The sequence below is a fragment of the Ruminococcus sp. 1001136sp1 genome, from assembly GCF_039841815.1.
Lineage (GTDB): Bacteria > Bacillota > Clostridia > Lachnospirales > Lachnospiraceae > Blautia_A > Blautia_A faecis.
Window position 1 is genome coordinate 14,050 of the sequence record NZ_JBDPGY010000007.1, and the last position, 13,480, is coordinate 27,529.

Here is a 13,480-nt window from a genome sequence, read left to right on the forward strand (position 1 = left end):
AGGATGCAACTCGCCAAGAATTGCATCCTTCCTGTTTTAAAACTATTTGTTTTACAACTATTTCTTTTACAACAAGCCTTTTATATTTCATATTCGGCAAAAAAATTTTATCACAACCAAGAATATTACTCAAACTCTTCCTCGGATTCCTCACTGCTCTCCCCGCCCATCCGCACACGGATTCCGTTGATCTCTACGTCTTCCATAGGAATCACCAGACACTTGCGGCCGTCAATGATCCTGGTCTCCACCAGTTCCACTTTATCTGGTTCAACATGGATCACTACATCCGGAGTTTTGATCTCGAATTTACGGGTATTGGTAATATTAGAGGCTACCATGGTGGCTTTTTCACCGGCTACAGCCTCATACTGGTTATCAAAAGTTTCCAGTTTCTCGTCTTCTACACCGCAGTCCTCAAAGAGACGTTTCACCTCAGACTGAGTGAGCACAACCGGGTCTGGGGAATCTTTCTGTGCTTCAATGATCTCGTTCAATTTCTCATGGATTCCAATAACGGTGTCATACTGACAGTCGTCACCAAGGGTTTCCTCAACCAGCATGTTGAAAGAATCACGCTGTCCGCCTGCAGAAAGCGGAGCAGTACAGCCAAACACTTCATCCACAAAAATATCGTGAAGCTGCTCTGCATTCTTAGAATAGTAGAGCATGCCGTGGATGTCTGTGCTTCTGTCATTAAATAACGGGAAAAGGAAGCCGTTCTCTGGCATTTCCACGATCCAGTCACGGATACGGTCCTGGATCAAATTTGCCTCCGCATTGTAGCAAAGACCTGCCTTAGACAGCTTCACTGGACAGATACTGCAAAGAAGGTGCTCATAAATCTCTTCAGAAGCATCATCCATATCGATTCCATCTGAAGTTCTTCCCGGGATATCGTACACAGCGTGTACCAGGATTATGTAGTAATTTTCCGGATAATCGTAATTTTCAATAATTTTGTCATAAAAGCTCTCGATTAAAGCGTCATCCTTCAGTTTACTGGCGCGGAGCTTCATGAGAAATTCGTGTTTGCCGCCCTCTTTTTCCTCTGCCAGTGGGAATTCCATATTCATCAGGTTCTTTCCAAGAGTACCAGAAAGGGTTTTCTTGAATATTTCAAAATATTTGAACATTTCTTCCTCCGAAAGGGAAAGGAATGCTTCTTTCAGTTCTGTTTTTTTATTCTTTTCAGCATCCACATAGCATCCACAAATTCTGGTAATGTTGCAGTTGGCTGGTGTCAGCTGTTTCTTGATTTCAGAAATTTCTTTTTTGTTCATTTATATATGTCCTCCAGTATTCCAGAAAATATGTTTTCAAAACCGATATCCCATCTCTGATATGAATTTGAGTCTGTTGCCTTGCTCTCCATTCATAAAGATTCTCTGAAAGTATTATCAGCTCTATGATTTCAGCTTTTTTATTTTAGCTTAACACTCCAGAAAATTTCAAGACTTACTTACAGAAACAATAAATCATGATTAATGGTCGTATAAAATAACTCCTTAAACTTCTCCATATCCCGTGTCTGTCCCAGCGCCCACATCATTTTCGTCACAGACGCCTCCAGCGTCATATCATAAGACTCCAGCACCGGGAACCGTTCCTTGATGACTTTTCCAACCTGGTAAACTTCCATGTCACTTCCCTCATGGGTAACCTGGGTCGCCATACACACAGGCTTGCCAGCTTCAATCCAATGCGCGATCGCATCTATAAAATTATCATTTTCGTAATGAGGCAGACCGCCTACACCGAAGGATTCAATGATCAGTCCGGAATAAGATGGAAAAAGAGCATCCAATACTTTCCCGTCAATCCCTGGAATCAGTTTGAGCAGAAAAATCTTCTGATTCATCTCATGATAAAACACCAGTGGCTTGGTGGACTGGTCTTTGTCATCAATATAAAAAATGATCTTCTGATCGTGAATGGATGCAATATCCGGATAATTAATGCTGGAAAATGCATTGTAGCTTTTGGAAAATTCCTTCTTTGCTCTGGTTCCTGCGATCACTTTTCCCCCAAACACAATGGAAATTCCATGAGCGCGGTCGTGAGAGGCAAAGCGGAGACTGTCCAGAAGATTGGAACGTGCATCTGTAATTGCCAGGTCAATAGGTTTCTGTGCACCGGTAATCACGATAGGTCTGCGGTTATTCTGGATCAGATAAGACAAAGCAGCAGCCGTATATGCCATAGTGTCCGTTCCATGGCAAAGCACAAAGCCATCATAAAATTCATATTTGGATTCGATCAGTCTGGCCAGCTTCAGCCAATGGTCTGCGCACACATTGGTACTGTCCAGGGCAAAAGGCTGAACGGTATCAATGGTGCAGAATTCCCGGGCTTCAGGAATATATTCCAACAGCTCATCTGCAGAAATCTGCGGTGCCAGCCCCTCTGCTGTATATTTGGAAGCAATGGTCCCCCCGGTTGCAATAAGAAGTATCTTTTTCATGTTGTCCCCCTGTGTAATTGTTATCCACATGTTCAATCTGCTGTACCTGCATTTTCTCAAACCTTACTTTGTAGCGAAAAGCTTTTTTTCATAAGTATTTTACTTTGTATAGACAAAGGGCCCGCCCGAATCACCCCAGGCAGGCTCTTTTATCATTTTCTCCACTTTATATAATCTCAATTCTTTCAGAAAACATTTTGCAATACATACGATATAACAAGTTTCGGTCTTTATCTCACTTTTAGTTCTCCTCAGTTGTCTCTTCTGCAGTATCCTCTGCGTTCTCCTCAGAATCAGCGCTCTCGCTGCTGTCCTCGGCCTTGCTGTCTGCACTGTTCGCTTCTGCAGTCTCGTCTGTACTGTCAGCGCTGTCTGTAGTATCAGCTTCCTCTGCGCTGTCGCTCTTTGCAGCATCTGTCTCAGCAGTATCAGCATCATCGCTCTCATCTGCTGCCTCGACATCCTCAGAAGCAGTATCCTCAGTAGCATCTGTTGTATCTGCTGCATCTTCACTTGTATCCGCTGTAGTCTCTTTAATTGTGAAACTGTGCTCATCTGTAATTGTCAAAGTAGAAAGCACCTTATCATTTACAGTAATATCAGCATCATCCAGCCATTTCTGAGTTGTCTCGGAATAGTATTCGCTGCGCTTGGTGTTCTCAAGGGACTCTTTCTTGGAAGCGGTTGCATCCTCGTCATTTACTTTGTCCATCCGAAGCACGTATACGCTGCTATCAGTCTCAACCAGCTCGCCGTAAACTTCGCCGTCCTTCAGAGTTCTCAGCGCTTCTACAACAGCGTCATCATAAGAATTGGAAATATCCTCATCATCACTGTCATTTGTGAAAATAGTTCCGGTCAGTCCGCTGTAAGTATCATCAACAGCCTTGGCTGTCTCGCCCATGTCTGCTGTCGGATCCTCTTTCATCTTATCCAGGATCTCCTGTGCCTGCTCCTTGCGGGTAGCAATATCATCATCGGTAAGGTCATCTCCACTGATGGAAATACTTACATAGCTGAAAGAAGACTGCTGTGCCTCCTCATCCGTTATGTTAACCTCAGCCTCATTGCGGATCGGATCGTAAATTCTCTGACGATAAGTCTCAAGCTCCAGAAGAGTCTTAACTTGGTCTTCGGAAACAGCAAGCTCCTTCAGAGTGTCCTCGTCATTGTCCTGCATAAACTGTGCTGCTGCATCTGCAATAGCAGTCTCATCATCAGAAGTAACCTCAACACCGTAATCAGCTGCCTTCTCCTTCATGATGTACATCAGCTCAACCTGCTCCAGGAACTGTCCTACAGCCTGCTCACCGTATGTAGTACCAGCATCCTCATCTACTACCTGGCTCCAGATATTTCCTGCACTTCCCATAAAGCTCTTATACATAGCAACCGTCTGTGCCTGTGACTCACGTGCATACAGACTTACAACACCCATAGGAATGTCTGTGCCATCTACAGTTGCAACAGTCTTCTCTCCATCTATAGACTTACTTCCACATCCGGAAAGCATTCCAATTGCCATTACGCCACTTAATGCCACTACGGTTGTGTTCTTCACGATTTTCTTCATATTGATCACCAATTACCCTTTCACTGATGTGCCGCTTAGTCACCACGCACAGCCAGCATGATTTCCCAATGCGGACACGCTAATAAGAGTATAAAACTTTTTTCCCATGAGGGCAAGTAGAAAGGGGAAAATCTGATAGAATTCACACAATTTTCGCGAATTTCCATCGGATCTTTCCCACCCAGAGACTACTTTAAATCAAAATATCCGAAAGCATTCAACAGCCCAGCCGTCTACTACTTTTCGCTCTTTCCTTCCTCTTCCACCAATTCCATCAGTTCCTTTGCAAACACCGTCAGCGCCTGCACAATATCCCCCACTGGTGCAAACAGGAACTTCGGCTCTTTATCCGGTTTAAACTGCAGCTGTCTGCGGTACTTGGCAACCAGCGGCGGAATTCCTTCCGGGTTCAGATGTGCATTTTCGTAAAGGGTGATCCTGATCTCACGCTGCATCTGCTTGATTTCCGTAATGTAGCCCTGATGTGCCAGTGCTTTCAGTCTTGCAATAGCTAGCAGATTCAGCACTGCTTTCGGCGGCTCCCCAAACCGGTCGATCAGTTCTTCCAGCATATCATCATACTCCTGCTGGGACTCAATCCCTGCAATGCGCTTATAAATATCCAGCTTCTGGAATTCATTGCTGATGTAGGTGTCCGGAATAAAAGCATCCATATTCAGATCAATGGTAGTCTCGAAGTCTTCCATAGTATGAATACCCTTTGCCTCTTTGACCGCCTCGCTAAGCATTTTACAGTAAAGATCATAGCCCACTGCGTTCATATGCCCATGCTGCTGTGCTCCCAGCAGATTTCCCGCGCCACGAAGCTCCAGGTCACGCATGGCGATCTTGAATCCACTTCCCAAATCTGTAAACTCACGGATAGCAGAAAGTCGTTTTTCCGCCACCTCCCGAAGCATGGTGTTCCTTCGGTACATCAGAAACGCATACGCCGTCCTGTTGGAACGTCCGATCCTGCCTCGCAGCTGATAAAGCTGGGAAAGTCCGTACTTGTCAGAATCATGGATGATCATGGTATTCACATTGGAAATATCCAGTCCTGTCTCGATAATAGTAGTGGAAACCAGCACATCAATGTCCCCATTGATAAAATCGTACATAACCCGTTCCAGTTCTCTCTCGCTCATCTGTCCATGGGCAAAATCCACTCTTGCGTCCGGCACCAGTTTGGAAATCCGCAGGGCAACCTCATCAATATCTGTAACCCGGTTATAAACATAATAAACCTGGCCGCCTCTTCGCAGCTCTCTTCCGATAGCTTCCCTGACAGTCTCCTCATCATACTCCATTACATAAGTCTGGATCGGCATACGATCCATAGGCGGCTCCTCCAGCACACTCATGTCACGGATTCCGATCATACTCATATGAAGGGTTCGTGGAATGGGAGTCGCAGTCAGAGTCAGAACATCAATATCCTTTTTCAGCTGCTTGATTTTCTCCTTGTGGGTAACACCGAAACGCTGTTCCTCGTCAACGATCAGAAGCCCCAGATTCTTATACTCCACATCCTTAGAAAGAACTCTGTGAGTACCGATCACAACGTCTACCTGTCCTTTTTTCAGATCCTGCAAAGTCTTTTTCTGCTGGGCAGGTGTACGGAATCGGCAAAGCAGATCCACGCGCACCGGAAACTCCTTCATTCTCTGGACAAAGGTGTTGTACACCTGCTGCGCCAGAATGGTAGTTGGTGCAAGGTAAACAACCTGCCGGCTCTCTTGCACCTCTTTAAACGCTGCGCGAAGAGCAACCTCCGTCTTACCATATCCAACATCTCCGCACACCAGACGATCCATGATCTTGGTGCTCTCCATATCCCGCTTGGTATCCTCAATGGCGTTCAGCTGATCCTCTGTCTCCTCATATGGGAACATTTCCTCAAATTCCTTTTGCCACACTGTATCCGGGCCGCACACATAACCTTCTTTTTCCTGACGCACAGCGTAAAGCTCCACCAGCTCTTTGGCGATATTTTTGACAGCGCCCTTTACCTTGGACTTCGTGCGATTCCACTCCTGGGTTCCCAGCTTGTTTAGCTTCGGCGCCTTGGCTGTATCTGCGCCAGAATATTTCTGCAGCGCATCCAGCTGCGTCGCCAGAATATACAGATTGCTTCCGTCACGGTATTCAATCTTGATATAGTCTTTTAAGACCTTATCTACTTCAACTTTCTCAATTCCACGGTAAATTCCCAGTCCATGCTTTTCATGAACCACATAATCCCCGATAGACAGCTCTGCAAAATCCTGGATCCGCTTGCCGTTGTAGACTTTTTTCTTTTTCTTTTTTTTCTGCTCCTGTCCGAAAATATCAGACTCTGTGATCACCGCAAATTTGATCAACGGATACTCAAAGCCTTTCCGGGCGTGTCCATAGAGGACCATAATTTCCCCTGGATTGATCACGCGGTCATAATCAGAACCGTAAAAAGCATTCAGCTCATGCTCCTGCAGATCCTTCGCCAGACGCTCCGCCCTTGTCCTGGAACCGGAAAGCAAGGCAATCTGGTAGCCTTTTTTCTTATACTTTTTCAGATCCTCCACCAGAAGCTCAAAGCTGCTGTTATAAGAAGTTACACTCTGCACCGTCAGATTGTATTTCTCCGAGGCAAAATTCCACTCCACGCCTCTTGGCTCCAATGCCGACAACGACACTGCACGAAGTTTATTCAGTTCTTTCTGAACCTTGGAAAATTCACAAAGCCACTGAACCGGAAGGTTCTTTTCCCCTTTTTCTTCGCGATGTGTGCGGCTGGCGGCATACTCTTCCTCCACGCCCAGTCCGTTTTCCAGAATACGGTTGGGTTCATCCAGAAACAGAAGCATTTTTTCTTTGGGAAAATAATCCACAAAAGATACCATCTTTTTGCCGTCATTCCACTCCACAGCTGGATAAATGGCAATCTCATCCAGATTTTCCAGAGAGCGCTGACTCTCTGCGTCAAAGCTTCGGATAGAATCCACTTCATCTCCCCACAGCTCAATTCTCCATGGATTCTCTTCTGTAAGGGAATAAATATCTACTATACCACCACGCACAGAAAACTGTCCCGGCATTTCCACCTGTCCTACGCGTTCATATCCAAGCTGCACAAGGGTATTTTTCAGCACATCCATGTTGATCACGCTGTCAGAATAGAAATGAAGCACCTTTTTCCCAATTTCTTCCAGAGGCATCAAATAATCCATACAGCCGTCAATGCTGGTAACCACCGTCAGTTCTTTCTGCTCCAGAAGTGCCTTTATCACACACATTCTCTGGCGGATCAACAGATTTCCCTGAATATCTGCCTGGAAAAAGAGAAGATCCTTCGCCGGGTAAAACATGGTATTTTTGTCATAAAAGCGCAAGTCCTCGAAGATTTCCTTAGCCTGGCGCTCATCTCCTGCGATCACAAGGCGCATAGGTGTTTTGCCGGAAAGCCCATGGATCAGATGTGCCTTCTGGGATTCCAGGCAGCCTGTGATCTGCACAATGCCCTGATTTTTCTCAAGGCTTTTCTCTATTTCTTCAAATTCTGCCATCCCCTTCAGGGGCTGGGTAAATGAAAGCATGGCTTTCCTCCTTTTCTCAAAAGCCGCACCTCAGGGCCCACCCAAAACATGAAACCATTCCTGCAAGCTATCTGCACGTCATAATTTTCACAAAGCTTTTGGGGGACGCTCCAGGGGCAAAAGAAGCCCAGCTTGTTGCTGGACTTCCTTTGTTACTCAGTAACCCTCTTTCGGTTGTATTCATTCATCGCCGCATCCGGACCATCTGTTATGATTTTTTCTACAGCGTCTGCTGCAAACTCAATTGCTTCATCCACGAGCTTGCGGTCCCCGGATGAAAAACGGCCAAGCACATGGTCTGCCAGATCCCATCCTTTTGGTTTGGCTCCTACACCAATTTTTACACGCATGAATTTCTGTGTGCCAAGTCTGCCAATAATGTCCTTCAGACCATTATGGCCGCCTGCACTGCCCTGCTTCCGGATACGAAGCTGTCCCGGCTCCAGATCAATATCGTCCTGAATAATGATCAACTCACTCTCCGGATCGATTTTGAAATAAGCAGCCATCTCCTGTACCGGACCACCGCTTAAATTCATAAAGGACAAAGGTTTCATAAAGATTACCTTCTCTCCTCCGATGAATCCGGAACCGTACATAGCATTAAATTTTACGCCGCCCTGCGGAATCTTATGACGTTCCACAAGCACATCGATCGTATCAAAACCCATATTGTGGCGGGTCGCCTCATACTGCTTCCCGGGGTTTCCCAGTCCAACAACTAAATACATAATCTTATTTTCCTTATTCTACTACGAAAGTCCTCCACAGCAATTCCAAAGCTCTGGTCAGCCACAGCCCCGTAATCACTGCCGCAACCGGCTTAACCAATAGCATAAAACAGATGACTTTCATTTATTATCGAATGATATGAGTGTCAAAAGGTCTTTTGACACTCATTTGATACCCGGATTGCTACGCAGCTACGCTGCTCCCGCAATCCTCCAAATATTCGAAATCCGCTGATTTACTGCGTAAATCGCTACTTTCTCATATTTGGCGTGTCCCAAGTTCAAAAGCCTTATCGTGCAAGCACGAACAGCTTTTTGACCTTTTGACACTGGTATCATCAAATTAGTTGAAATAAACCATCTCATCAGCCAGAGGTTCGCACGGGGTCACATTCTCTGCATAAAGAACAATTCCCTCGCCCTGGTACTCAGAACGGTTTTCAAAGGCAACCTTGGCAGTCACCTCAACCCACTCGCCGGGCTTCAGCTTCGGTGCATATGCACTTTTACAGATATATCCCAGGAATGAAGTATCATCTGCACAGCAGGTCATGGCAGTACGTCCCGGAATGAAGAACTTGCTGCCCATACCTCTCGGACGTCTTGCACGAGCCTTAAAGCGAAGAGTTTTTCCCACATAGCGATCCGGATGATCCATAGCATCTACAAACCAGATTCCGTAATCTTCAGGCGGAATATCTACAATCTCTGCATCCAGGTCAAATGGCATCTGATCTGCGAAAATATCCGTCATCTCGCCTTCTTCGTCCTCAAAAATAACCTCTGCACTTGGGTTTACAACCTTAATGCTTCTGCGGAAGTTTGCAAGAGGATATTCTTTCTTGCTGCGGTTAAACACAACCATATCCGCATTACGAACCATATCCATAAAAATGGATTTCATATTCTGCATATATACCTGGAATGTGCTTGCATCTACACAGGTAATGTGCTGTTCAATTCCCCAGCCTGCCGGGAGCTTCATCTCCTCAAATTTGCTTACCAGCCACATTCCATTATATTCCATAACCACACGCTCCGGCTGATGGATAATATCCAGTGCCTGAAGGCGCTCCGGTGTAAAATCTTCTTCTTTCTCAATAACCTCAACTACAACATTATCTTTTGCAAGAGCCTCTTCATCGTACTCTTCCTCTCCCTCTTCGCAGAGAATGAGAAGTGTCTTTCCCTCTGTACGGAAGTAATCCTGCTGGAGGGTAAAGCTAAGGAAAGAGGTCTTGCCGCTTTCCAGGAAGCCGGTTATGAGATAAATCGGTACTGTAATTTCATCCATTTACAGAAACCTCCCTGTATTTTTCTTAATTAAAAGCAGTACGTTCGCATATATCGCTTATAAACAGCAACAAATAAGCTTACCAAAAGTCTTTTATCCCGTTTATATGTCAATCATTAAGCTACGCCGAACAGCTTGACCAGTTTCTCTTCATTTAACTTGGAACCAATTACGCAAAGACGTCCGGTGTACTCCGGTGAACCTTCACGGATCTCAGTTTCTTCTGGAACCATATCGAAGTAGATCCATGTTCCGTCCTCTGCCGGAAGCATTCCCTTAGCACGAAGGATCACGCCATACTCTTCAGAAGCGGAAAGGCTCTCCAGCATTTTCTCAAGCCCTTCTCTTGTAAACTTCTTAATAGTCTCACGTCCCCAGCTGGTAAATACTTCGTCTGCGTGATGATGGTGATGATCATGATGATGTCCGCAGCCACATTCGTCATCATGGTCGTGATGATGATGCTCATGATCGTGGTCATGTCCGCAGCCACACTCGTCATGGTCGTGATGATGATGCTCATGATCGTGGTCATGTCCGCAGCTGCACTCCTCATCATGGTCGTGATGATGATGCTCATGATCGTGGTCATGTCCGCAGTTGCACTCCTCATCATGGTCGTGATGATGATGCTCGTGATCGTGGTCATGTCCACAGTCACACTCGTCGTCATGATCGTGATGGTGATGATGCTCATGCTCCTCTTTCAGCAGCTCATCCGCCAGAGATACCGGATGCTCCATAACCTCCAGGATTTTCTTTCCATCCAGCTTCTCAATCGGAGTGGTAATAATAGCTGCCTTCTCATTGATAGAACGAAGAAGCTCCATAGACTCCATTGCTTTCTTCTCGTCTACAATATCGGTACGGCTCATGATAATCGCGCCTGCATACTGAACCTGATTGTCAAAGAACTCGCCGAAGTTTCTCATATACATTTTGCATTTCTTGGCATCAACAACTGTAGTGTAGCTGTTCAGCTGAATATCAACATCCTCTTCCACACCCTGTACAGCCTTGATAACGTCGGAAAGCTTACCAACACCTGATGGCTCGATCAGGATACGGTCCGGATGATACTTCTCTACAACTTCCTTCAGGGAAGCACCAAAATCTCCAACCAGAGAACAGCAGATACATCCGGAGTTCATCTCACGGATCTCGATTCCGGCATCTTTCAGGAATCCCCCGTCAATACCAATCTCACCGAACTCATTCTCGATCAAAACTACCTGCTCACCTTCAAATGCTTCTTTCAGCAGTTTCTTAATAAGAGTTGTCTTACCAGCTCCAAGGAAACCGGAGATAATGTCAATCTTTACCATTTTGTATTCCCCTTTCTATTATGCCAGAAAAAGGGGACATGACCAAGTCACATCCCCTAATATATTTATCCCAATTTCACAGTTTTATGCAAATCAGCCGTTGATCATGAAGTGCATAAGCTTATCAATGTCTTCTTTCTCATATGCAACGATCTCAAGCTCCGGAATCTCACCGTTAGAGAAGATGTTTGCAAGAGATACATACTGTGATAATTTAGATTTCAGGTTCAGTCTGTCACCTTCGCCAGTTACAAGCTCTACTTTACCAGCGCAGCTGTCTACTACATCAAAAAATTTCTGAATGTCTTTAATATTAGATACCTTCATGTCAATATTCTCCTTTCAACATGTACAACTTTTTCCATTTCTTTTTGTTCGGGCTCATTATATCTCAACTTTTTCCAAATAGCAACAGGTTTTTCACCTTCTGGGAAAAAATCCCCAACAGTCACAAACAAAACCCGAATTTGCCCCATTCTTTGGGTATTTTTAATACTAAATTATCACAGCAATCTGAAAATTGTCTGTGAGAATTGTTCCTTGCGGAATTTGGCAGCTTCTAATACTGGAACACAGCAACCCCGTAAGCTGGCAGCGGATAAGCAAAGGAGAACGGACGATTGTCACAATCCTGCTTTTCTGCCTTAAATACCTTCTTCGCAGTCTGTCCGTTTTCATCCAGAACCAGTGTGTATTGTTTCTTCTTCGGCACACCAACACGGTAATCCGGACGTTCTACAGGAGTGAAATTGCATACTACCAGAAGGTTATTTCTTTTTGTAGGGGATTTCCTTACGAAGCTGTAAATACTTCTGTCCCCGTCATCTGCATTGATCCACTCAAAGCCAGACGGATCCGTATCCGTTCCATAGAGCGCAGGATATTTGCGATACATCTTCAGCAATGTCTGCACAAAATCCTTCAAATCCCGATGCTTCTCTTCCCCAAGAAGGAACCAGTCAAGTTCTCTCTCCTCGCTCCACTCTCGAAGTTGACCGAATTCCTGCCCCATAAACAAAAGCTTCTTGCCCGGATGGCAGAACATAAATGTATAAGCAGCCTTCAGATTCTTAAACTTATCATCTAGCTCACCTGGCATTTTCTCCAGCATAGACTTCTTCAGATGAACCACCTCATCATGGGAGATTACCAACACATATTTCTCACTGTAAGCATATGTCATGGAGAAAGTCATCTTATTATGGTTAAACTTACGGAAATAGGGGTCCAGCTTCATATATTCCAGGAAGTCATTCATCCAGCCCATGTTCCATTTCAGGGAAAATCCAAGGCCGTCATCCTCTGCCTTACCTGTAACCTTCGGCCATGCGGTAGACTCCTCTGCAATCATCACAGTACCATGGTTTCTTCCAAGAACCACTGTATTCAGATGCTTAAAAAACTCAATTGCTTCCAGATTCTGATTTCCGCCATATTTATTGGCTACCCACTGACCATCATTCTTTCCATAATCCAGATACAGCATGGATGCAACGGCATCCACACGAAGACCGTCCACATGACACTCCTCGATCCAGAACAGGGCATTTGCGATCAGGAAGTTCTTTACCTCCGGTCTGCCATAATTGTAGATCTTGGTTCCCCAGTCCGGATGCTCTCCCTGTCTGGGATCTGCATGCTCATAAACTGCAGTTCCGTCAAAATTCGCCAGTCCATGGGCATCCTTGGGAAAATGTGCCGGCACCCAGTCCAGAATAACCCCGATTTTCTGTCTGTGAAGATAATCTACCAGATATTTGAAATCCTGGGGTGTTCCATAGCGGGAAGTAGGCGCATAATAACCGGTGACCTGATATCCCCAGGAACCGTCAAAGGGATGCTCTGCAATCCCCATCAGCTCCACATGTGTATAGCCCATATCCTTCACATACTGGGCAAGCTTCACCGCCAGTTCCCTGTAATTGAAAAAGCCTTTCTCATTCTCCTCTGTAGCCGGATGCTTCATCCAGGAGCCAGGATGTACCTCATAGATCGCCATGGCATCCTTAGTCTCGTCAAATTTCTGACGATTCTTCATCCAGGTGGTATCTTTCCATTTGTAATCCCCGATATCCGTGATTCTGGATGCCGTTCCCGGTCTTAATTCTGCCTCATTTGCATAAGGGTCAGCTTTATAAATATGCTCCCCGTTCATTCCTACAATAAAAAACTTATACAGCTGTCCAATCTTCGCTCCAGGGACAAATGTCTCAAATACACCGATCGGACCTGCCTTTTTCATTGGAGCAGCCTGTTCATTCCAGTCATTAAACTCTCCAATTACAGAAACAGCTTGCGCATTAGGTGCCCATACTGCAAAATAAACACCTTCTTTTTTCCCTTGTTTCACAGGATGTGCGCCAAGCTTTCTGTAAACATCATAATGGGTTCCCTGACCAAAGAGATACTGGTCAAGCTCTGTAAACTGTAATTTCTCTCCCATCAGAAAGTTACCTCCCTAAACTTTCAAATTCTTATGCACATTATAGCATACTCTTTTCCTCCATGCCACCAAAAA

9 protein-coding genes are annotated in these 13,480 nt (G+C 45.2%); all 9 read right to left on the minus strand.

The annotated features are described in order from the left end of the window. Positions 1-125 precede the first annotated feature (125 nt). Positions 126-1,283 (minus strand): DUF4317 domain-containing protein, encoded by a 1,158-nt coding sequence (locus tag ABHC48_RS07590; protein WP_118583706.1) that lies wholly within the window; start codon positions 1,281-1,283, stop codon positions 126-128. 179 nt (positions 1,284-1,462) lie between these two features. After that, a complete protein-coding gene (locus ABHC48_RS07595; protein WP_118583704.1) occupies positions 1,463-2,464 on the minus strand; it encodes an asparaginase in 1,002 nt (333 codons plus the stop codon). Between the two features lie 241 nt (positions 2,465-2,705). Next, on the minus strand, positions 2,706-4,037 hold the full coding sequence (locus ABHC48_RS07600; protein ID WP_195699771.1) for an FKBP-type peptidylprolyl isomerase: 1,332 nt from the start codon (positions 4,035-4,037) through the stop codon (positions 2,706-2,708). Between the two features lie 236 nt (positions 4,038-4,273). Further along, entirely contained in the window at positions 4,274-7,612 is a 3,339-nt protein-coding gene (mfd, locus tag ABHC48_RS07605; protein ID WP_195699772.1) for a transcription-repair coupling factor, read from the minus strand. 152 nt (positions 7,613-7,764) lie between these two features. Beyond that, entirely contained in the window at positions 7,765-8,343 is a 579-nt protein-coding gene (gene pth / locus ABHC48_RS07610; protein ID WP_118583700.1) for an aminoacyl-tRNA hydrolase, read from the minus strand. A 343-nt stretch (positions 8,344-8,686) separates the two neighbouring features. Beyond that, positions 8,687-9,637 carry a GTP-binding protein gene (locus tag ABHC48_RS07615; RefSeq protein WP_148461569.1) on the minus strand — a complete coding sequence of 317 codons (951 nt, stop codon included), beginning with the start codon at positions 9,635-9,637 and terminating at the stop codon, positions 8,687-8,689. Positions 9,638-9,753: 116 nt separating this feature from the next. Next, entirely contained in the window at positions 9,754-10,962 is a 1,209-nt protein-coding gene (locus ABHC48_RS07620; RefSeq protein WP_195699773.1) for a CobW family GTP-binding protein, read from the minus strand. A 93-nt stretch (positions 10,963-11,055) separates the two neighbouring features. After that, complete coding sequence (locus ABHC48_RS07625) at positions 11,056-11,289, minus strand: polya polymerase (RefSeq protein WP_118577545.1); 234 nt, start codon at positions 11,287-11,289, stop codon at positions 11,056-11,058. A 232-nt stretch (positions 11,290-11,521) separates the two neighbouring features. After that, positions 11,522-13,405 carry a 1,4-alpha-glucan branching protein GlgB gene (gene glgB / locus ABHC48_RS07630; RefSeq protein WP_173719231.1) on the minus strand — a complete coding sequence of 628 codons (1,884 nt, stop codon included), beginning with the start codon at positions 13,403-13,405 and terminating at the stop codon, positions 11,522-11,524. Positions 13,406-13,480 lie beyond the last annotated feature (75 nt).

What these genes read in the sequence shown, in the direction of transcription:
- mfd (WP_195699772.1), bottom strand. Translation starts at nt 7,612, where the DNA reads ATGCTTTCATTTACCCAGCCCCTGAAGGGGATGGCAGAATTTGAAGAA.
- ABHC48_RS07625 (WP_118577545.1), bottom strand. Translation starts at nt 11,289, where the DNA reads ATGAAGGTATCTAATATTAAAGACATTCAGAAATTTTTTGATGTAGTA.
- ABHC48_RS07620 (WP_195699773.1), bottom strand. Translation starts at nt 10,962, where the DNA reads ATGGTAAAGATTGACATTATCTCCGGTTTCCTTGGAGCTGGTAAGACA.
- ABHC48_RS07600 (WP_195699771.1), bottom strand. Translation starts at nt 4,037, where the DNA reads ATGAAGAAAATCGTGAAGAACACAACCGTAGTGGCATTAAGTGGCGTA.
- glgB (WP_173719231.1), bottom strand. Translation starts at nt 13,405, where the DNA reads ATGGGAGAGAAATTACAGTTTACAGAGCTTGACCAGTATCTCTTTGGT.
- ABHC48_RS07615 (WP_148461569.1), bottom strand. Translation starts at nt 9,637, where the DNA reads ATGGATGAAATTACAGTACCGATTTATCTCATAACCGGCTTCCTGGAA.
- ABHC48_RS07595 (WP_118583704.1), bottom strand. Translation starts at nt 2,464, where the DNA reads ATGAAAAAGATACTTCTTATTGCAACCGGGGGGACCATTGCTTCCAAA.
- pth (WP_118583700.1), bottom strand. Translation starts at nt 8,343, where the DNA reads ATGTATTTAGTTGTTGGACTGGGAAACCCCGGGAAGCAGTATGAGGCG.
- ABHC48_RS07590 (WP_118583706.1), bottom strand. Translation starts at nt 1,283, where the DNA reads ATGAACAAAAAAGAAATTTCTGAAATCAAGAAACAGCTGACACCAGCC.